Annotated in this window: 15 protein-coding genes and 1 pseudogene; 14 read left to right on the plus strand and 2 right to left on the minus strand. The window is 57.6% G+C overall.

What is annotated here, in order from left to right:
• Nucleotides 1-811: pseudogene (locus tag LNV06_RS00005) on the minus strand (heme utilization protein); the annotation flags it as partial.
• 516 nt (nucleotides 812-1,327) lie between these two features.
• Here LNV06_RS00005 and LNV06_RS00010 point away from each other — a divergent pair.
• Genes LNV06_RS00010 through LNV06_RS00020 form a run of 3 tightly spaced genes read left to right on the plus strand, consistent with a single transcriptional unit; the run spans nucleotide 1,328 to nucleotide 6,834 of the window.
• Entirely contained in the window at nucleotides 1,328-3,226 is a 1,899-nt protein-coding gene (locus tag LNV06_RS00010) for an O-linked N-acetylglucosamine transferase, SPINDLY family protein (RefSeq protein ID WP_263536199.1), read from the plus strand.
• Between the two features lie 19 nt (nucleotides 3,227-3,245).
• A complete protein-coding gene (locus LNV06_RS00015) occupies nucleotides 3,246-5,606 on the plus strand; it encodes a type I secretion system permease/ATPase (protein WP_263536200.1) in 2,361 nt (786 codons plus the stop codon).
• 25 nt (nucleotides 5,607-5,631) lie between these two features.
• Complete coding sequence (locus LNV06_RS00020) at nucleotides 5,632-6,834, plus strand: HlyD family type I secretion periplasmic adaptor subunit (protein ID WP_263536201.1); 1,203 nt, start codon at nucleotides 5,632-5,634, stop codon at nucleotides 6,832-6,834.
• 130 nt (nucleotides 6,835-6,964) lie between these two features.
• Here the strand turns inward: LNV06_RS00020 and LNV06_RS00025 are convergent, their stop codons facing one another.
• On the minus strand, nucleotides 6,965-9,106 hold the full coding sequence (locus tag LNV06_RS00025; protein ID WP_263536202.1) for a glycosyltransferase family 10 domain-containing protein: 2,142 nt from the start codon (nucleotides 9,104-9,106) through the stop codon (nucleotides 6,965-6,967).
• A 336-nt stretch (nucleotides 9,107-9,442) separates the two neighbouring features.
• Here LNV06_RS00025 and LNV06_RS00030 point away from each other — a divergent pair, with 336 nt between their 5' ends.
• The 11 genes from LNV06_RS00030 (at nucleotide 9,443) to LNV06_RS00080 (ending at nucleotide 20,671) form a co-directional block, all read left to right on the plus strand.
• Entirely contained in the window at nucleotides 9,443-10,519 is a 1,077-nt protein-coding gene (locus LNV06_RS00030; protein ID WP_263536203.1) for a 2Fe-2S iron-sulfur cluster-binding protein, read from the plus strand.
• A gap of 21 nt (nucleotides 10,520-10,540) precedes the next feature.
• Nucleotides 10,541-11,314 (plus strand): glucose-1-phosphate cytidylyltransferase, encoded by a 774-nt coding sequence (gene rfbF, locus LNV06_RS00035; protein WP_263536204.1) that lies wholly within the window; start codon nucleotides 10,541-10,543, stop codon nucleotides 11,312-11,314.
• A gap of 2 nt (nucleotides 11,315-11,316) precedes the next feature.
• On the plus strand, nucleotides 11,317-12,414 hold the full coding sequence (gene rfbG, locus LNV06_RS00040; RefSeq protein ID WP_263536205.1) for a CDP-glucose 4,6-dehydratase: 1,098 nt from the start codon (nucleotides 11,317-11,319) through the stop codon (nucleotides 12,412-12,414).
• Nucleotides 12,411-13,763 (plus strand): lipopolysaccharide biosynthesis protein RfbH, encoded by a 1,353-nt coding sequence (gene rfbH / locus LNV06_RS00045; protein ID WP_263536206.1) that lies wholly within the window; start codon nucleotides 12,411-12,413, stop codon nucleotides 13,761-13,763. The genes rfbG and rfbH overlap by 4 nt, the downstream gene beginning before the upstream one ends.
• 8 nt (nucleotides 13,764-13,771) lie before the next feature.
• On the plus strand, nucleotides 13,772-14,827 hold the full coding sequence (locus LNV06_RS00050) for an NAD-dependent epimerase/dehydratase family protein (protein WP_263536207.1): 1,056 nt from the start codon (nucleotides 13,772-13,774) through the stop codon (nucleotides 14,825-14,827).
• Entirely contained in the window at nucleotides 14,824-15,654 is an 831-nt protein-coding gene (locus tag LNV06_RS00055; protein ID WP_263536208.1) for a transketolase, read from the plus strand. Before LNV06_RS00050 ends, LNV06_RS00055 begins: the two co-directional genes overlap by 4 nt.
• A complete protein-coding gene (locus LNV06_RS00060; RefSeq protein WP_263536209.1) occupies nucleotides 15,647-16,540 on the plus strand; it encodes a transketolase family protein in 894 nt (297 codons plus the stop codon). Before LNV06_RS00055 ends, LNV06_RS00060 begins: the two co-directional genes overlap by 8 nt.
• A gap of 2 nt (nucleotides 16,541-16,542) precedes the next feature.
• Nucleotides 16,543-17,304 (plus strand): O-fucosyltransferase family protein, encoded by a 762-nt coding sequence (locus tag LNV06_RS00065; protein WP_263536210.1) that lies wholly within the window; start codon nucleotides 16,543-16,545, stop codon nucleotides 17,302-17,304.
• Between the two features lie 352 nt (nucleotides 17,305-17,656).
• The gene (locus LNV06_RS00070) at nucleotides 17,657-18,922 is read left to right on the plus strand and encodes a TolC family protein (protein ID WP_263536211.1); all 1,266 of its coding nucleotides are present in this window, start codon (nucleotides 17,657-17,659) and stop codon (nucleotides 18,920-18,922) included.
• Nucleotides 18,923-18,938: 16 nt separating this feature from the next.
• Nucleotides 18,939-19,733: a glycosyltransferase family 2 protein gene (locus LNV06_RS00075; RefSeq protein WP_263536212.1), complete on the plus strand. Its 795-nt coding sequence runs from the start codon at nucleotides 18,939-18,941 to the stop codon at nucleotides 19,731-19,733.
• A gap of 305 nt (nucleotides 19,734-20,038) precedes the next feature.
• Nucleotides 20,039-20,671 carry a hypothetical protein gene (locus LNV06_RS00080; protein WP_263536213.1) on the plus strand — a complete coding sequence of 211 codons (633 nt, stop codon included), beginning with the start codon at nucleotides 20,039-20,041 and terminating at the stop codon, nucleotides 20,669-20,671.
• Nucleotides 20,672-20,779 lie beyond the last annotated feature (108 nt).

Here is a 20,779-nt window from a genome sequence, read left to right on the forward strand (position 1 = left end):
CGACGGCGGTGGAGATGGCGGTGATGTCGGCGGTGTCGATGGCACCGATCTGGTCGGTGTTGACCGAGAGGCCGGCGAACTGAGCGGCAGTCAGGGCGGCAACTTGGTTGGAGCTCAGTGCGGCAAGCTCTGCAGTGTTGAAGGTGTTGAGCTGATCGGAACTCAGGGCTTTGAGTTGGTCAGAAGTCAAGACCTTGACTTGCTCGGAGTTCAGTGCCTGCACCTGATCGGTGTTGAGTTTTGCCACAGCCGAGGTTGAGATGGCTCGTAAATCGGCGGACTCGAGTTTGGCAATCTGGTCGGTTTGTAGACCTGCGATTTGGGCGGAGCTCAATGCGCCAAACTGCGCGCTGCCCATGGCGTTCAGATCATCTGTGCTCAGTTTGCTGATTTGATCGCTGCTGAGGGCCTGGGCTTGGTCCGTCCTGAATGCTGCGAATTGTGCGGTGGTCAGCGCATTCAGGCTGTTGGTCGAGAGGTTGCGGATCTGATTGGAGGTCAGAGAGGCGACCTGCGCGGTAGTGAAAGCCGCCAGTTGTTCGTTGAGCAGGCCCGCGAGTTGCTCGGTGGTCAGCTTGGCCACTGCGGCCGTGCTGATCAGGCGCAGGTCTCTTGTTTCCAGCGCGAAGATATTGGCGGCTTTAATGGCAGATATGGCCAAAGGGTTGATGGCCGACATCTGGGCGGTAGTCAAGGCCACCAACTGATCAGGGGTGAAGGCGGCCCAGTCTTCTGTTGTGAAGTTCTGAATGGTCAGGGTCGACAGACCGGCAATCTGCTCGGGTGTGTAAGTCGTAACGACGGATGCCATGATCTGCTCTCCTGAACTTTGGTGTCTTCAGCAAGTTTTGTCTTGCTGTGGTGTCTGGGTTCTTGTCCTCGAGGGACAAGTGAATACATTGATCTGCCCGGGGGCGCCCGCGCAAATATTTGCGATGCTGACCGGACGTATCGCCGAGGCTTTACGCTTCAATCAGTCTGTTATCGGTTTTCTTTAGCTTGGCTTGAGTCGAGTCAAAAACAGGCGAAGACCCACAGGCCGAGGCGCACAAACGCCCGGTTCTAGGTCTTGCCATGTTGTGCTGAATGGCCATGAGGAGAAGCGGTGATAACCGCCGCAAAACTGGACTTTTCGCAATTCAGGGCTCAAGTTTGGCGCTGCTTGGTCGATATGCAGAACGTGGCCAGTGGGGTTTGCGGCTCAGAGCCGCTGGAGGTATGGGCGCATTTGCAGAGGTTTTCGGCGGCTAATCAAGCGCTAGCTTCAGGGCCATGGCTCATAACATGCAGTGAGCTTTCAAGAACCGTTTTAACGGAAGAAACTGCCATGGATATGCCCGCACCTTCAATTCAGTCCACTTCTGCTCCGCAACCGGAACTGGAGAGCTTGCTCTCGCAAGCTAGAACGGGCGCGATGGCACTGGGCGATTTGATGACCAAGGCGTCGGATTTGCAGACAGCCGGTCGCGCTGAATGGGCAATTCAGCTTTATCAGGCTTGGGTGGAAGGCAACTCAAGCTCACCCTTTCTGCCCGTTGCTTGTTACAACTGGGGCACGCTCTTGGGTGCGGAACGCCGGCATAACGACGCAGAGCAGGCTTACCGCCGGGCGTTGGCGCTGAGCCCGGCTTTTTATCAAGCCCGTTTGAATTTGGGTCATCAGTTGGAACACACGGGCCGGGTGGAGGAGGCCCTGGCGGAATGGCGCACGGTCGATGAAGCCCTGGCCTGTGCCTCGAGTCAACCCCTCAGCGATGAGTTGCTGGAGTTGAAACTCCACGCCTTGAACAATTCGGCTCGCTTGCTAGAGACGCACAAGCAGTTTGCTCAATCACAAGCCTTGATGAGACGAAGCTTGGAATTGAATCCACGTCAAAGCGATGTGATCCAGCACTATGTACACATTCGTCAGAAGCAATGCGACTGGCCGGTGTACCAGCCAGTCGGTCAAGTGACTCATAACCAATTATTGGTGGGGACCTCTTTACTGGCGATGTTGAGTGCCAGCGATGATCCGGCGTTACAGCTGATGGTGGCGCAGCGCTTTGTGCATGAAAAAGTTCTGGCCTACAAAGACAAACCTTTGCACAGCCAAGCCGTCTCGCGATTGGCTCGACAAGGCCGAATCAAGGTGGGCTATCTTTCGGGCGATCTTTGCATGCATGCTGTGGGCCTCCTGACGCCAGAGCTGTTTGAGCTGCATGACCGCGAACGCTTCGAGGTGTTTGCGTTCTGCTGGAGCCGAGAAGACGGAACGGCACAGCGCGCTCGCATTTTGAAGGGCATGGATCATCATGTACGCCTCGCCGGTGTGGATGACTTCACCGCAGCACGGCTGATCGCCCAAGCTGGCATTGACGTCTTGGTTGACCTGCAAGGTCTGACCAGTGGTGCCCGGCCCAATATCTTGGCCTATCGCCCGGCTCCGATTCAGGTCAGCTATTTGGGCCTGCCGGCGACTTCGGCCTTGCCGGGGGTGGATTGGATCATTGCTGATCGCTTTGTAATGCAGCCGGAGTATTTGCCGTATTGCACTGAAAAACCAATCTACTTGGACAACTGCTACCAAGTCAGTGACCGGCAGCGGGAGGTGGCGCCGCCGCCAAGCCGCTCGACATACAACTTGCCGGAATCTGCCTTTGTTTTTTGCTCCTTCAATAACAACCACAAGTTCAGCGAAGAGGTGTTTGGCAGCTGGATGAGGATCCTGAAGCAGGTGCCCAATAGCGTGTTGTGGTTGCTGGCCGATAACGAATGGTCCAAGGCCAATATGATTCAAGCTGCGGCAGCCCAGGGCATTGCTGAAGATCGATTGATCTTCGCGCCACGGGTTGCCCCAGCGGAGTACCTCGCTCGTTTCGCTTTGGCTGACCTGGTGCTGGACACTTTCCCCTACAACGCGGGCACGACGGCCAGCGATTGTCTGTGGATGGGAACGCCGATCCTGACCCGTTCAGGTTGCACCTATATTTCTCGCATGGCGGGCAGTTTGCTCACGAATGTGGGCTTGCCTGACCTGATCACGTATTCCCTGGCGGAATATGAGCAGCGTGCGGTGCAAATTGGTCTGAACCCGGCTCGGGCCCAATCTTACAAACGTTATCTGACCGAGCACGGACGCCAGTCCAAGCTGTTTGATATTCCAGGTTTGGTACGCGACTTGGAATCCAAGTTTGAAAAGATGGCTTTGGACCATAGGCGAGCAATTGTCGGCAGCTCCGACTGAGTTGCGCTGAAGGATTGTGGTGAGCAAACGAAACGATTCCTTCTTTGACGGCCCCAGACCTGCGGGCGGCTCAAACGCGCCGAGTCTTTACCTCGCTGCGGACCGCGAAACAGCTCCGGCGGCCGAGCCGACGCCTGAATGGCAGAAAGAGGCGCAAGGCGACATCGGCAACCCTTTGCTGCAGGCCATGGTTTGGCTGACTCAACACTATGGGCTCGCACGCTCTGCAGAGTCGCTCTTGGCGGGTGCTTCGGTCGATGGAACTTTGGGCCCTGATCAAGCGATGCGCATGATGCGCGAAGCAGGCTACAACGCCGGCTTGGTACGCCGCAAAATTGATGACCTCAACCCCTTGTTGATGCCATCGGTGTTGCTTCTCAATGACGGCGACGCCTGTGTGTTGGTGCGTCGCTTGGATGCAGCGCAGCCTCAGCCCGAGGGGCGCTATGAAGTGCTTTTCCCCGGAGCAGAAGCCAATATCTGCACGGCAAGCTCGGCCGAGCTTGAGGGTGAATACAGCGGTTTCACCATGTTGGTGACGCCGCAAGAGAAATCTCAAGCGCATACACGTTCCGATCCCCATTTGCGAAATCATGGGCCGCATTGGTTTTGGGGAACGGTCAAGCGCTTCATCCCGTACTACCGCGCCGCCATGCTGGCGGCCTTGTTGAGCAACGTCCTGATGTTGGTCTCGGGTCTGGTGACCTCGGTCATCTATGACAAGGTAATCCCGAATCAGTCATTCGTGACCCTATGGACGCTGGCGATTGGTGCGGCCTTGGCGCTGGTGTTTGATTTATTCGCTCGTCAGTTGAGAGCACATTTGATTGATTTGGCCGGCCGCAAAGTCGATTTGATCGTGGGCGCCAAGCTTTTCCGCCAGTCGCTGGGCGTGCGCATGGAGTTCAAGCCCAGTTCGGCCGGCGCCTATGCCCACACCATCGGTCAGGTCGAGTGCGTTCGGGAGTTCTTCACATCGGCGAGCATGTCGGTGGTGTCGGACCTGCCCTTCATCATCATCTTCATCGGAATGACATTTATCGTGGGCGGCCCCTTGGGCTGGGTGCCCGCCTTGGCGGTGCCCGTCATTTTGGGCATCTCGTTGTTGATGCAAAAACGCATGCGTGCGGCGGTCAATGAAAACATGGGGGAAATGGCCGATCTGCATGGCACGCTGGTTGAGGCAGTAGAAGGGCTGGAGGACTTGAAGACCTCGGGCGCAGAGGGACGCTTTTTGCGTCGCTATGAAACCACCTCCGCCGCCGCCGCCGAATCCGCCATGCGCAGCCGTGATATGCATGCCTGGAACAGCAATCTGTCCAGTACTCTGCAGCAAGCGATCACCATGATCATGCTGGTCTGGGGCGTCTACCTCATCAAAGACGGCGTGGTGACCGCCGGTGCTTTGATCGGCGCCGTGATGTTTGCCGGTCGCGCGATCGCGCCGCTGAGCATGGTGGTGAGCCTGGCGGCTCGCTATCAAGGCGCGCGTGCCGCGATGTCCTCCTTGGATCTGTTGATGGAGAAACCGACCGAGCGGGAGTCTGACCGTAACTATGTGCCGCTCAACAAGTTCAGCGGCAGCATTGCGCTCAACGATGTGGGCTTTGCCTATCCGGCCGAGGGCAATGCGGTGGCGCCCAAAGTTCTGAAGAACGTCACTTTGAAGATTCGCGCCGGCGAACGGGTGGCCATTCTGGGACGCATTGGCAGTGGCAAGTCCACCGTATTGCGCATGATGGCCAGCCTCTATCAGCCAAGCGAAGGCATGGTCGAGGTGGACGGTATCGACCTGCGCCAAGTGGACCCGGCGGAGTTTCGGGCCCGGGTGGGCTTTGTGTCTCAGGATCCCAGGCTTTTCCACGGCAGCCTACGCGACAACGTGTTGATGGGACGTGCTCACATCGATGCCTCGCGTTTGGTGGAAGTGGCCCGCTTGACCGGACTGGACCGTGTGGTCGCAGCGCATCCTATGGGCTGGGATTTACCGGTCGGTGAACAGGGTTGCTTGCTTTCGGGCGGGCAACGCCAGTTGGTGGCCCTGGCCCGAAGCTTGATCAGCAAGCCGCAAGTGCTTTTGATGGACGAGCCCACCAGCTCGATGGACGCGCAATCCGAAGTGTCTTTTCTGCGCCAACTGCGTGATGCTGCGGGCGAATGCACTCTTGTGATGGTGACACACCGACCGGCGGTGCTGGAGTTGGTCTCTCGCATCACAGTGATGGACAGCGGCCGTGTCGTCATGGATGGCCCGCGCGATCAGGTCTTGGCAGCGCTCTCTGGGGTGCGGCCCACTCAGCCAGCGTCTTCACCTGAGGCCCAGTCCAATTTGCATATGCACCCGGCGGCCCAGCCGGTGCAGCGTTCTGCCTCCGTGTAAACCGTAGTTCAAAAAGAGATAAGCGATGACGCTAGCCCGTGACGAGGGGATGTTTTTGAGTAGTTTGGCCGCGGCCCAACTCGATGAGCCATTGCCGCGGGTAACCTGGGTCTTGTATCTGGTGTTGGCTGCGATCGTGGTCGCTGTGGTCTGGTCCACCGTAGCCAAGGTGGATATGGTGACCCGCACCGACGGTCGCGTGGTGCCAGATGGACGCGAACAAATCATCTCAACCATGGAAATTGGCATCCTCAGTGAGTTGCTGGTGCATGAAGGCGAAGAGGTGGAGCAGGGCGAAGAGCTGGTTCGACTCGACCCCACCCGTGTAGAAGCGCAGCAAAGCGAAGCGCAGGTGAAGCGTTTTTCCCTCAAGGCTGCGGCAGCTCGACTGAGTGCCGAAGCTTCAGGCCGTCCATTGGCTTTTCCTGCGGAGCTGAAGAGTCATAAGGCATTGGTTGATGCCGAATCGGAGTCTTATGAGTTGCGCAGGAAGCTCCTGGAAGAAGCGGTGAGCAGCATCAATCGCAGCGCCTCCTTGTTGTCCAACGAAATGAAAGTGGCTCAGGATCTCTCATCCAAGGGCTTGATGTCGAATGTGGAAGTGATGCGCTTGAGCCGCCAGGTCAACGAGCTGCAGCAGCAGCGCAATGAGCGGATCAGCCGCTTCAAGCAAGAAGCCAGCGGCGAGCTGGTCAAGGTGCAAAACGAATTGGCCATGCTGGACGAACAAATGGTGGTCCGCGAGGACTCGCTCGCCCGCACCGTGCTGAAATCACCGGTCAATGGTTTGGTGAAGAACATCCGCAGCAATACCGTGGGCGGGGTCATCACGGCTGGAGCACCCATCATGGAAATTGTTCCTATGGGTGGGCGAGTGTTAGTTGAGGCCCGAATTAAACCCATGGACGTGGGCTTTATTCATGTGGGCCAAAAGGCTACCGTGAAACTTTCGAGTTATGACTTCAATGTGTTTGGTGGGCTGATCGGCCGCGTGGAGTACATCAGCCCAGATGCTCTGGGGGATGCCGAAACGCCCAATGGTGACGCCCGCTATTACCGGGCGCGCATCAGCGCTGAAAAGAACACATTGCTGAAATCCAGGGGGGAGCAACTGCCTGTGATTCCTGGCATGACGGCCACTGTTGAGATCAAAACAGGCGAACGCTCAGTGATGAGCTTCCTCTTGCGCCCGATGATGAAGTCCACCGAGGCCATGCGCGAGCGTTGAATATGGCTTCATGTGGCGCCTCTAGGCCTATGCCGCGCCTAAATCAAAGTCCCTGAGTCAAAAGGGGCGACCCTTATCGGGACGCCCCTTTTTCTTTGGGACTGATTGGAAGGGGGCTACCGAATTCGCTTCAGCCTGCCAAATCGGGGAACAGGCTGTCCGTCTCCTCGTCATGCAGCGGGAAGCTGCGTGGGCCACGGAAGAAGCTGGTCTCGCTGAAAGCACTCAGGCTTTGGCCATTGCTCGGTTGCACTGAGGCGAGCAAACGAGTGATCAATGATTGATTGGCTTCTGGAGCTGGTGGGCTGTTCAGAATGGCATCCATGATCCCCGCCATCACCCAGGGGTCGATTTCTTCACGCAGGCCCAAGCCGGCCTCGGCACTGGTCGTTTTGACCCGGAAGTGGTAATGCCCCATGGCCAAAAGACGGTGCGTGAGTTCCGGCACCTTGCTGCGGCGAGAGCCAAGAGAACGAGGTCGGGTGAAGCTGAAAAAGGGCAGGGGCCGGCGCTCGACATCCGCCAAGGTCAGGGCCTGCCAGATGTCGTTGGGGTAGTTGACATGCGGATGCTCAGGGTCATAGCGCTCACGCATGAGCTGCAGCAAATCGCTGGAAAACAGCGAGTTCGCGCCACTGGCAAACGTCAGGCCAGACAGTTCAGGCGGCGAGTTCAGACGTGCGGGAGAGCCGGCGAAGCAGCCGCTGGTGGGCAAGGAATCGAGTAAAGCCGACAGGCCGCGGAAGTCGATCACTGAGGTGACCGTGGTTTGGAACAGAAAGAAGGGCTCATTGTGCTGACGCAAAAGATAGTCATAGACCGCTTGCTGCCGATAAATGGTGTCGCGGTTTTCTTTGCTGGACCAAATGCCGGAAGCGGCATAACCCGTCTCCGCAGCAGCTAGGTTTTGACCATCGCCGGTACCGACCAGGAGGTCGTAACCGTCGTGACGCACTTCGCCTCGGGGCAGCTTGGTACTTGTGCGCGCAAAGATGGCCTCGACATTGGGATAGTGGGTCAGGAAGAACTGCCAGAGCGCGCGTGCGCGAGTAAAGACGGGTAACTCGTCGCCATAGCCAAAATACACAAGCAGCTTGGGGCCTCCGGCCTTCTTGAAGGAATCTCGTTGCAGCTCTTGCTCGTTTGGTCGGGCCGGGCTCGGGGTCTGGGGCGAGGACAGGGGGAATTCAATCGCCAGACTGGTCAAATTTTGTTGCAGAGTGACAGCTTGGCTGGGGTCGGCCGGACCTTGACCTCGCAGGTCCCAGTTGAGAATGCCAGTGACTGTGTCGAAGAAACATTCGCTGGAAAACGGATACGCCTTGGGGCCGTTGAGGAAGTTTTGAATGCGGTCTAAGTAGGCGCCATGCTCTTCAGCACTCATATGGGCGAGCTTGTTGTAGAGCTCTGGATAGCTGCTGAAGCTGCGCAGATCGATGATGCAATCGGCCGGAATCCAGCGTTCGATATTCGGCGCGCCGCCATAGACTGGCACGGTGCCAGCGCGCAAACAGTCCAGCGCTTTCTCGGTGATGTAGCCTGGGATGTTCTTTGCGTTCTCGTAGCAGATGGAGAAACGGTACTTTGCCAGTGTGTCGAGTTTGTCCTGCACTGCCCCAGAGTAACTCGGAAATTCCGCAGCATCCCAGCCCATGCCATAGAGGTCGAAGTCCGCAGGTGCATTGTGTTCAAACCATCGAATCGCCCGCACCCGCTCGGAGTAGAGCTCATTGGGGTGTGCTGAGGCCTTGGCACCGGCAATCACGGTTGCCAGTTTGCGGCGTTCGAACAAAGACTTTTGCGTGCTGAAGTCATAGGGGCGCTGTAGATCGGCCGCAAAATTGGTCTTGATGTAACGAGCGCCGTCAACCAAAGCATCGTTCCAGGTCAGAACTCGATCGAATTGGCGGTGGTAGGCGGTATCCCAGTTGTCTGGCTTGATAACGTCGCACTCAAACAGCATCAAATACTTCTTGATGGGCGCTTGCAACAAGGCATCAATCAGCGGCCTTCCGGGGCGTGGCCGGTCCATGAAGATCACCGCATCCAGATCAGCGGGACCTTGGATTTGGTCCAGTGTGACGAAATCGATGCCCAACTCCTTACCGCGCGCGTAAAGATCACACCAGGGCTTCAGTAGATTGGCGCCAACTGAGGTATTCGGGTTTTTGAACAAAAATCCGTCGCGCGTGATCTCTTCGTAATAGTTCCAGACGCCGACGCGAAGGCGCTTCAGGGAGGCCGTGGTACTGCGATTGACTGGTTCATTCATGGAGTCGTCCGGGCTCAAGGGTTCGGCTGTATGGGCTTGCAAAGCGACGCAAGTCTGGGCGCACTCAGGCGCACCGGGGAGCAAATATAGCGGCTGGCCCGTCCGTCAAAGGCGTGGAAAAGAGTGCGCTATCGAGGCGATTAGCCGCTTTGAGTAGGGGACGTATGCCTAGCCTCACGACCGGAACGATATGTCTTCCCGTCATTGAAGCGGCGTATACCCGTAAATCGGTCGCGTTAGTTGGACTCAGCCTTGGCGTTACTGAGCGAATTCGTGCGAATTCGGCAGCTAGCCCGGTTCTATTCGAAAGCTTGACGCTTCGGCATCGAGATTAAGATGCCCGGCAAGCTGCTGATGGCCTCTAACAACGCCCTAGCGCATTCCCTCATGCAACGCCTTTTTGCAGGCACAACGTCCGTGATCGAACCGTCCATCGTTACTCTCGCGAATCGAAAGCAGTTCGAGGCTCCAGCTGATATCAGCTTGCTGGATGCCGCTCGTTCTGCCGGTTTGGTGCTGGAGCACAGCTGCCGCACCGGTCGTTGCGGCAGCTGTAGGGTTCAGGTCTTGGGAGGTCAGACCCGAGCTCTGCTCGATGACAGTTTGCTGTCGCCTGAAGAGCGCGCAGCCGGCTGGATATTGAGTTGCGCCAGCGCCGCTACTTGTGATTTGGAGTTGGATGCCGAAGACCTCGGGGTTGCCGCTGCCATCTCGGTCAAGACTTTGCCGGCGCGAATCGCTTCATTGGAGCAGCCGGCCCCAGGCGTACTTCGGGTCAAACTGCGCTTGCCGCCGAACAGCCGCTTGGAGTTTTTGCCAGGACAGTACCTCAACATCATCGGACCGACCGGTGTGCGTCGCAGCTATTCCTTGGCGGCGGCACCGGCAGCTGATGGCGGCCTAGAGTTGCAAGTCCGTGCCGTGGCTCAAGGCCAGCTGAGTACTTACTGGTTTGAGCAGGCGAAGCAGAACGATTTGCTAAGGCTAGAAGGGCCGCACGGCAGCTTCTTCCTGCGCGAAGTGGCGGGGCGCGATGTGGTGTTTCTCGCGACCGGCACTGGCATTGCGCCACTCAAGGCCATGATGGAAGCCTTGCAGCGCATGCCCGCCGAGGCGCATCCGCGCTCCTTGCACTTGCTGTGGGGCGGTCGTTTGCCGATCGATCTCTATTGGTCCGTGCCAGACATGCCGGCTTGGTTCAGTTACACGCCGGTGCTGTCGCGCGCAGGGGCCGATTGGACCGGCGCGCGAGGCCACGTACAGGATGTCTTGCTACAGCAGCGGCCTGATATGCGGGGCATTGCCGTGTATGCCTGCGGGTCGCTGGCCATGATTGAGGCTGCTCGCCGCCAATTGTTGGCAGCTGGGGTGCTGCCGCGAGATTTCCACTCTGATGCCTTTGTCAGCGCCTGAAAAACAAGGAAAGAAGTCCTTATGAAAGCAGTGATTCTTGCCGGTGGCTTGGGCACGCGACTCAGCGAAGAAACCGCCGCTCGGCCCAAGCCCATGGTTGAGGTCGGGGGCAAGCCGATTCTGTGGCACATCCTCAAGATGTACGCCCATCACGGCATCAATGACTTTGTGATCTGCTGTGGCTACAAGGGTTATGTGATCAAGGAGTTCTTTTCGAACTACTTCATGCACATGTCGGACATCACTTTCGATATGCGTTCCAACCGCATGGAAGTCCATCACAAACGCGCCGAGCCCTGGAATGTGACCTTGGTGGACACCGGCGAGCATTCCATGACCGGCGGGCGCCTCAAGCGTGTGGCCAAGTATGTGGAGTTGGATGAAGCTTTTTGCTTCACCTATGGCGACGGTGTCAGCGACGTCGACATCAGCGCCAGCATCGAATTCCACCGCAATCATGGCAAGTTAGCTACGCTCACTGCTACCTATCCGCCGGCACGTTTTGGTGCGCTGGATCTAGAGGGCGATCAGGTCAAGAGCTTCAAGGAGAAGCCTTTCGGCGAGGGCGGCATGATCAATGGAGGCTTTTTTGTCCTCAGTCCTCAGGTGATCTCGCTGCTGGAAGACGATCGCACCATTTGGGAACGTGAGCCCTTGGATACCTTGGCAGCACGCGGTGAACTGATGGCCTATCAGCACCACGGTTTCTGGCAGCCCATGGACACCTTGCGCGACAAAGTCTTGCTGGATGATTTGTGGGCAAGTGGCAAAGCGCCCTGGAAGAAATGGGATTGAGGATGAGCAAGGTCGTGAACCCCGACGTCACGTTCTGGCGCGGACGCCGTGTCCTGCTGACCGGCCACACTGGCTTTAAAGGCAGTTGGCTGGCCCTTTGGCTGCAGTCACTGGGTGCCGAGGTGCATGGTTTGGCATTGCCGGCTCCGACCGATCCCGCCTTGTTTGATCAGGCCAAGGTGAGCGCTGGCATGGCCAGCTCGACCCTGGCTGATATCCGTGATTTGGCGGCAGTCCAAGGCGTGTTCGAACGCAGCAAGCCTGAGATCTTGCTGCATTTGGCCGCGCAACCGCTGGTGCGCCTGTCGTATGAGCAACCGGTGGAGACCTTCGCCACCAATGTGATGGGCACGGTGCATGTGTTGGAAGCCGCCAGGCAATGCGACAGCCTGCGTGCCATCGTCAATGTGACCACCGACAAGTGCTACGAGAACCGTGAGTGGGTTTGGGGCTATCGTGAAAATGAAGCGATGGGCGGGCATGACCCCTACAGCGCCAGCAAGGGCTGCGCTGAGTTGGTGACTGCCGCTTATCGGCGTTCGTTTTTGTCTCAGGGCCGAGTGGCACTTGCCAGCGCACGCGCTGGGAATGTGATCGGCGGAGGTGATTGGGCCGCAGATCGCCTAGTGCCTGATATCTTGCGGGCCTTCGAACGCAAGGAGCCTGTGCTCATCCGCAATCCGCATGCCATCCGTCCATGGCAACATGTCCTCGAACCGTTGTCCGGCTACTTGGTGCTGGCAGAGCGATTGTTCACCCAAGGCCAGAGCCACGCTGAAGCTTGGAACTTTGGCCCGCGCGATGACGATGTGCAGCCAGTGCAGTGGATTGTTGAGCGCCTGGTATCCGAGTGGGGCCAAGGTGCGAGCTGGAAGCTGAACCTTGGTGACCATCCCCATGAAGCCAACTATCTGAAGCTGGATATTGCCAAGGCTCGGCAAGGTCTCGGCTGGCAGCCTCGCTGGACCCTGGCGCAAGCGCTGTCTCGCATCGTCGAGTGGCAGCAGGCCTGGCTTGCCGGCCATGACATGCAGGCCCTGTGCCTGCATCAAATTGAACAGTACATCAAGTCATCGAACTCCACGGAATCCGCAGCATGAGCGCAAACCCCATTACCTTTCAACCCCAGCTCGACAAGCTGCGCAGCCAGATCGCTGATTTGGTTCAGCAATACGCCGATATTGCGCACGCCCCCAAGCCCTTCGTGCCGGGCGAGTCTTTTGTGCCGGTGTCCGGCAAGGTGATTGGCGCTAAAGAGTTGCAGTTGATGGTTGATGCCGCACTGGACGGATGGCTGACCACCGGTCGCTTCAACGCGATGTTTGAACAACGTCTGGCACAGTTTCTTGGCGTCAAACATCTGATTACGGTGAACTCAGGCTCCTCGGCGAATCTGGTAGCTTTTTCTACCCTGACCAGCCCCCGCCTTGGCGATCGCGCCATCAAGCCAGGCGACGAGGTGATTGGTGTGGCTGCGGGTTTTCCGACCACGGTTAATCCCATCTTGCAGTTTGGCGCCGTGCCAGTCTTTGTCGATGTTGACCTCGCCACACACAATATTGACGCCAGTTTGATCGAGGCCGCCATCTCGCCCAAGACCAAAGCGATCATGTTGGCGCATTCGCTGGGCAACCCTTTCAATCTGGATGTCGTCACGGCCCTTTGCAAAAAGCATGGCTTGTGGCTGGTGGAAGACTGCTGTGACGCGCTCGGAGCCACTTACAAGGGGCAGATGGTCGGCAGCTTTGGTGACATTGGCACCTTGAGTTTTTATCCTGCGCATCACATCACCATGGGCGAGGGTGGGGCGGTGTTCACGAACAACGCTGAACTCAAGCTGATTGCCGAGTCCTTTCGAGACTGGGGCCGTGACTGTTACTGCCCGCCCGGCAAGGACAACACCTGCAACAAGCGCTTTTGCTGGAGCAAAAAAGAGCTTGGCGGTGATCTGCCGGATGGTTACGACCACAAATACACCTACAGCCATCTGGGCTACAACCTGAAGATCAGCGATATGCAAGCCGCCTGCGCGCTGGCTCAGTTGGATCGTTTGGAAGAATTCATCGCCGCGCGCCGCGCCAATTTCAGCTACCTGATGAGCCGACTGCAAAGCTGTGCTGAGTTTTTGCATCTGCCCGAGGCGACGCCAGGCTCTGAGCCTTCTTGGTTTGGTTTTCCTTTGATCCTGAGGGACAGCGCGGGTGTGAAACGGGCTGACCTGATCAATTTCTTGGAGCAAAACAAGATTGGTACTCGCCTGCTCTTCGCTGGTAATTTGACCAAGCAGCCCTATATGGCGGGCCGAAATTTCCGCGTCAGCGGCAGCCTCACCAACACCGATGTAGTAATGAATCAAACTTTCTGGCTGGGCACCTTTCCGGGCTTGGGCGAACCTCAATTGGATTTCATTGCCGACAAGCTCGAAGAGTTCTTCGGACTGAACTTCTGATGGGCTTTATGGCTCTGTCCGCGACACCCTTGGGCTTGCCGCCCGAGGATCTGGCCCATGTCTTGGACGGAGTGGGCGGCGACTGGCAGGCCTTGCGCGGCCAAAGGCTGCTGCTCACCGGCGGCACGGGTTTCATTGGTAAATGGTTGCTGGGCAGCTTTTTGTGGGCCAACCGTACTTTGGCGCTCGACGCCCGTGTCCTTGTATTGAGTCGCAATGTGCCGTCTTTTCGAGTGCAACATCCTGAGTTGGCCGACGCGCCCGAGATTGAATGGATGCAAGGCGATGTGCGCAGCTTCACTTTGGCCCCAGGTCAATCTTGCGGCTGGGCCATCCATGCGGCGACCGATGTTGCCCTGAATCCCAAACCCGCTGAAGTCTTAGACGTCTGTGTGCACGGCACACAAAACATGTTGATGCAAGCGCGCCAATCCGGCGTTGGGCGTTTGCTGCTCTTGAGCTCTGGCGCGGTCTATGGCCGACAGCCCAGTTTTATGGAGCGATTGCCTGAGGACTTCAGTGGCTCGCCAGACTGTTTGGTTCCGAGCTCCGCCTATGGCGAAGGCAAACGCGTCAGCGAGTTGCTGTGCGCCATGGCCGCAGCCGAGACCGGCATGGAGATCCCCGTCGCGCGCTGTTTTGCTTTTGTCGGCCCGCATTTGCCCTTGGACCGACAGTTCGCCATCGGTAACTTCATTGCTGCTGCGCTGCGTGGCGAAGATCTTGACATTCAAGGCGATGGCACGCCTTTGCGAAGTTATCTTTATGCGGCTGATTTGGCACTGTGGCTTTGGACGCTCTTGTTCCGAGGCCAGAGCTCGCGAGCCTATAACGTCGGCGGCCATGAGTCGGTCTCCATTGCCCACTTAGCGCAGAGAGTGATCGCGGCGTTAGGCGCCACGTCCACCGCCAAGATTGCGCGCCAACCCCAGGCCGGCGTTCCGGCGCAGGCATACCTCCCCGATCTTCAAAGGGTCGAGTCCGAGTTGGGACTTCGCGTTCGTATCGATTTGGATGCGGCCATTCAAAGAACTGCCCGCTGGGCACAAAAGGCCAGACCATGAGTTCTGTCATTCAAGGCATCGTGGACACCCAAGAATTTGCGCGGCGCATGCGCGCCAATGCCTTGCGCATGGTGCAACGCGCACGCGCATCGCATATCGGCTCGGCGCTGTCCATTTGCGACATCGTCGCCGTGCTTTACGGACAAGTGATGCAGCTTGATCCCAGCCAGCCCGCGTGGGTCGAGCGTGACCGTTTTATCTTGAGTAAAGGCCACGCTTGCGTTGCCATCTACGCCGCTTTGGCCGAGGCCGGATTTATCACCGAGGCCGATCTGCTCAGCTATGGGCAAGACCATTCGATGTTGATGAACCACATCAGCCACAAGGTGCCAGGCGTTGAGTTTTCCACCGGCTCGCTGGGCCACGGCCTGTCCTTCGGTGTTGGCAAGGCTTTGGCGGCGAAGAAGCGGGGGCAGACCTGGCGAACATTTGTGCAGCTCAGCGATGGCGAATTGGGCGAGGGCTCCAATTGGGAGGCCTTGATGTTTGCGGCGCACCATGGTCTCGACAATCTGGTGGCCATCATTGACTACAACAAATTGCAAAGTCTCACCACGGTGGAGAAAACACTTCGCATCGAACCGTTGGCCGACAAAATGCGCGCCTTCGGTTGGTCGGTGCGAGAGGTCGACGGTCATGACCATCAGGCACTGAGTGAAGCTCTGGCCGGCGCGCCGTGGCAGTCCGGCCAACCTTCGGTTTTGATTGCGCACACGATCAAGGGCCGGGGAGTGAGTTTCATGGAAAACAGCGTGGACTGGCATTACCGCTCACCCGATGCCGAACAACTCGAACAGGCCCTCAAGGAGCTGCAGGCCCATGCGTAATGCTTTTATTCAAGAGTTGGTTACGCTGGCACGCGCCCATCCTCACATTGCATTGGTGGTCGGCGATTTGGGCTATTCGGTGATTGAGCCCTTTGCCGACGAGTTCCCTGATCGCTTTATCAATGCTGGGGTAGCGGAGCAGAACATGACCGGTTTGGCCGCCGGCATGGCCTCCGAGGGCTACCATGTCTTCACCTATTCCATTGCCAATTTCCCAACCTTCCGTTGCGCTGAGCAGATTCGTAACGACGTGGATTACCACCGTTTGCCCGTGACGGTGGTCTCGGTCGGTGGCGGCCTCGCCTATGGCGCCCTGGGCTACTCGCACCATGCAGTGCAAGACTACGCGCTGATCCGGTCCTTCCCCAATATGTTGATTGCTGCGCCGGGCGATCCGATGGAGGTGCGAGCTTGCTTGCGCTATCTGGTGGCCAATCCTGGGCCGTCCTATTTGCGTCTGGGCAAAGCCGGCGAGCCATGTTTTCATACCGAACCACCTGCACTTGAGCCCGGGCGCTGGTTGCCGGTGCGGCCGGGCAGCGGTCCCAAGGCGGTGCTGACAACTGGTGCAGGGCTGGGGATTGCGATGGGCTGGCCTGGGGATTGGACTCACCAGCCGGTCTACAGTATGCCGCTCTGGTCGTTGGCCTCGAAGCGCGCGCAGGCGGCCCAACTGTCATCGTTTGAACGTGTGTTGACGGTGGAGGACCATTTGCTGGATGGCGGCTTTGGTTCCTGGTTGCTGGAGGCGCGAGCCATGGTGCAGGGCACTCAGGTCCAGGTCATGCCGCTGGCCTTGAGTGCCGAGGTTTGTGGCACCGTCGGCTCTCAAGCCATGCTCAATGCCCTCGGGGGCCTCGATCAACCACCTCGCTCATTCCTTTAAGCATGACCCAACTCATCACCTTCACCGGCGGGCTCGGCGCGCAGTTGTTCAGTGCGGCAGGCTATTTTTATCTGGAGCAAAGCGGGCAAGCCGTGGCGGCTGACTTGCGCTATTTTGATCGCCCAGAGCATGTCGCGACCCCGGGCACCAGCGGCCAGATCTCGCATTGGGGTTGGGACCTGGACCATTACGGCCTGAGTAAGGCCAGTTTTCGCACGGCCACTGCGGGGAACTTGGTGCCTGATGGCCCGGAGAAGATCCGTCTGGCCATGTGCGGTTTTAACGAGCCTGCTGTGGTGGACCGCTTTAAGCTCTCGCCGGCCGTGCAAGCCCAACGCCAGCAATTGTTTGGACAAGACAGCTATGCCTGCTTGCATGTGCGTCGCGGTGACTATGTCAACGTGGCTACTTACATCGTAGACGATGAGGCTTTGTGCCGAGCTGTCTCTAAGGTGGTGCGTCTCGTCAAGCATCTGCTGGTCGTCAGCGACACACCCTTGTCACCCAAAATGGTTGAATTGTTGTCGGCCTTGCCCATTGAGGCCGTGGTCGCCATTGGTGGCGAAGCCTTGATGGTGCATGGGCTGATGCGTCTGGCGGATGTGCTGGTGTGCTCCAATAGTCAGTACTCGTTGTCCGCTGCGGTCATGCGCGACAAGTACAGTTTGACCTTGTACCCCTCCCGCCATGACGGCGACCCGGCCAGTTACTCCAATGCGTTTTTGGGTTCGATTCGGGAGTTCCAACTGCTCAGTCGTTTTTAGGTTCGGGCCTGGAAGGCTGGAGTCCTGGCCATGCAATGAGCTGATTTAGGCCAAGTCTGCCAAGTTGTTCACCAATTTGCCGGACTCGCTCTGTGTTCAAGTAGCAGCTATGTTACGAGAGCACTCCAAAGAGCTAAGGCCCTTATTGCCCGGTCCCCGCGGTAAGAACGTGGCCACTGTTATCGCCGCAGTCCAAAGATGCTGTCAGCAATGCGCGCCTGTCGCGGCAGCCATCTTGGTATTCAGTTCCGCCGGCCTGGCGCTTGCGCAGGCGCCGGTGCGAAAACCCGGCAAACCCGCTGCCGCCAGTGCCCCAGCACCAGCGTCCAAGGATCAAGCCACAAGCCCTAGTATGTGCGGCGAAGAAGATGCGCTGCCGTCTAGTCGCGGTCGCGATGCCAGTACATATGAGCCGTCGGCAGTCGATCCGCGCAGCCAGTTGATCGATTTGGTGAACTTGGCCATTCAGCGCAGCCAGGCACAAGGGGCAAGCAATCTATTAGCCCAGGCGGCCCGTGATGAATGGGAAGAGGCCCGCGCCGCTCGTATGCCTCAGGTCAGCTTGGGGGCCTCGCTGCTCAGCGTAGGTAACAAGGCCAGCAATCAAGAGCTAGTTAAGGGCTCGCAAGGTCATGCCAGTCTGCAAGTGACGGCTCCGCTTTACAGCTCGGGTCGTATCGAGCAGCTCGCCAATTGGCGCGGCCAGTTGGCCGAGTCGGCTCGCTACGGCATGCTCAACTCCGAGCAGCAGATCGCCTTGCAGACGGTGGCCTTGGCCTTGGATCGCAGTCGCTACCACCTGCAAATCCAGGTCTACGGTCAGTATGTGCGTCGCATGTCGTGCTTGATTGAGTCTTTGGAGACCATCGTCAAGTCCGATAAGGGGCGTTCCAGCGAGTTGGTGCAGGCGCAAAAGACTCGCCAGCAAATCGAATTGACCGTGGACCAAACACGCAGCACCTTGCGGCAGATTGAGACGCGCTTGCGTCGCTTTGTCGGTGATGTGCTGCCACCCAGCGCCAGCTACTCTTCACTGCTGATGAGCGTGCCGCCCGTTGATGAGATGCAAAGCGATGCAGCTGAGGCGGCTGAGGTACAGCAACTTGCCGCCCAGGCTCGGGCCCAGTCCAGTTACGCCGAGTCCGTGCAGGCGGCCAACCGGCCGCAAGTCAGTTTGGCCGTCAATCTTGACTCCAACACGGGCCTGTCCAAAAGCAATGCCTGGGGGGCAGGGCTGAGCGTCACGATTCCGATCTTCACTCCAGGGTCTGACTACGGATTGAGCGCTGCGCGCAAACGTGCAGAAGCGGCGCGCCTGCAAAAGGAAGACTCCATTGAATCGCGCCGTTATCGTGTGCTGGACGTTCATGAGTCGGCAACGTCTTCGTTTGAGCGCGCCCGCAGCGTGGTGGAGATACTGCGTAACAGCGATCGTCTACGTACCGCGACCTTGCAACAATGGCAGTTGTTGGGGCGTCGTTCCTTGTTTGACGTGATTGGCGCGGAGTCGGACTACTATGGGCTGCGGATCTTGCATTTGAACGCGCTCAGCGATGGTCAACAGGCCGTGGCCATTCTGTGGTCTATGGGCCGCGGCGTGATGACCCCGATCAAATAGCCCAACTCATCTAGCCATGACTCCCTTCTTCAGCTTCATCGTTCCGACCCATCTTCGCGCTAGTTTGCTGCGCCGTTCCATCGGCTCCATTCGGGCTCAAACGATGGGCGACTTTGAGATCATCGTGGTGGCAGACGCCCTAGATCAAGAGACAGCGCTCGTGGCGGCCGAATTGCTGCGACCCGAAGACACTTTCTTGAAGCGATCCGGCGCACCCGGCCCGGCCCTAAGTCGCAACGCGGGCATGCGGCATGCGCGTGGTGAGTGGGTGATCTTTCTGGATGACGACGACAGCTTGATGCCCGAGCATTTGGCGACGTTGGCGCATCAGATCAAGCTCGATGGCGGCAGCAAAAAGGTTTATTTCTCCGACCTGCAAGTGGTGATGGAGAACCGCTCCGAATCCGGCATCGAGCGTTTGCGTGTTGACGCGGTGCTGCTCAAAGACCGACCCGTAGAGTCACTCTTTGTGAGGAACTTTATTCCGAACAATGTGCTGGCCTTCCGGCGCGATGTCTTGGAAGGCTGTGAAGTTGATTGGCATCTGGCTTCGCAAGAAGACTGGGACTTTCTGCTGGCCGTCTGCGTCAAGGCCATGCCGAGCTACTACCCCGGCGGCGGCGCTGTCGTGCACAAGGATGTGAATCCCGGCACACGCCGCGGTACGCAGACCACCTCTAATGACCTGACGGTGGTGCTCGATTTCTTGCACATCTACCGTCGTTGGCCCGCGCCCAACGACGGTTTGCGCGAACAACGACAGGCCCTGATCAAAGGCGTGGGGCTAGACCTGCCGGTCTCTTGGTTTTGAGCGTTTGAGGCTGGGTCTCGAGACTGTGATCGTCAACGAGAGTCGAGTTCAAGCCTCAGCTTCGAGTCGTATGCCCCAACACGAAAGCGAGCAGTACCTCAATCAGGAGTGGCGTCACATTGCGCCAGTTTTGAGCCAGCTTGCTCACGAGTTTCGGCGATTCGGATCTGTACATTTTTCGGTGCAGCAGGTCTGGGCCAACGGGCACGTTGCCGTTAGTGTGGCCACTGGTGTTGTCCGAATTGGTTTTGTACAGTGGCCTATCAGGCAATTCGCGAAAGAACATTGCTTGTACGCCTGATCTCATGTTTATGAAGAATGATTACTTTAGCGTCGGCGAGTTTTGTGCGACTGCTTTTCAAATTCGTCGGTGTACGGGCGTGGCGGACGCCTTTTTTTTCGACTGGCTGATATCGCCCGGCACATCATTCGATGTTGTTAATAAATTGTGTGATGCCATGTTTCAGTCCGGCAATTGGGATGTGGTTGGGGAGCCTGGGAATGAAGGCATAAGAGTTCGTGAGAAATTTTCAGGATTGTTGTTTCAGCATGAATTCGCGACCAACGCGACAGGTCAGATCGACACCGCCAAGGTCGAGGACCACTTAGTCGTCGCGAAACAAAAGTTTTCTTATCTCAAAGATAAGACTGTCGCTGCAATCAAACGCAGTCAGCGGTGTGTCTTGGTCCGGGCGGAAAATGATTTGGTGACACTCAATGACGCCTTGGTAAGAGCCAACCAAATGCGCGCCTGTTTTATGCCAATAAACTCCGGCGCAAAAATTGTGTTGGCGTCCAAGAACTTTGAGAATGAATATCAGCACCCCGACTTTTTGATGGTTAAACTGCGGGCTTGTGATGCGTGGGTGGGGGACCTCCCATCGTGGGATCGCCTATTTTCTATAGCTGAGAATTGCTTTCAATTTCAGGGTGCGTGAAAGAAGTCTTTGAGTTGATGGTGGCTTGAAGTATTGAGTTTTAATGAATTTGGTGGGTTGTTGGCGATTTTTCGGAATCCTGCTTGGCTCGCTTTATTGAGGTATTTG

It is taken from the genome of Paucibacter sp. Y2R2-4 (assembly GCF_025717535.1).
GTDB lineage: Bacteria > Pseudomonadota > Gammaproteobacteria > Burkholderiales > Burkholderiaceae_C > Paucibacter_A.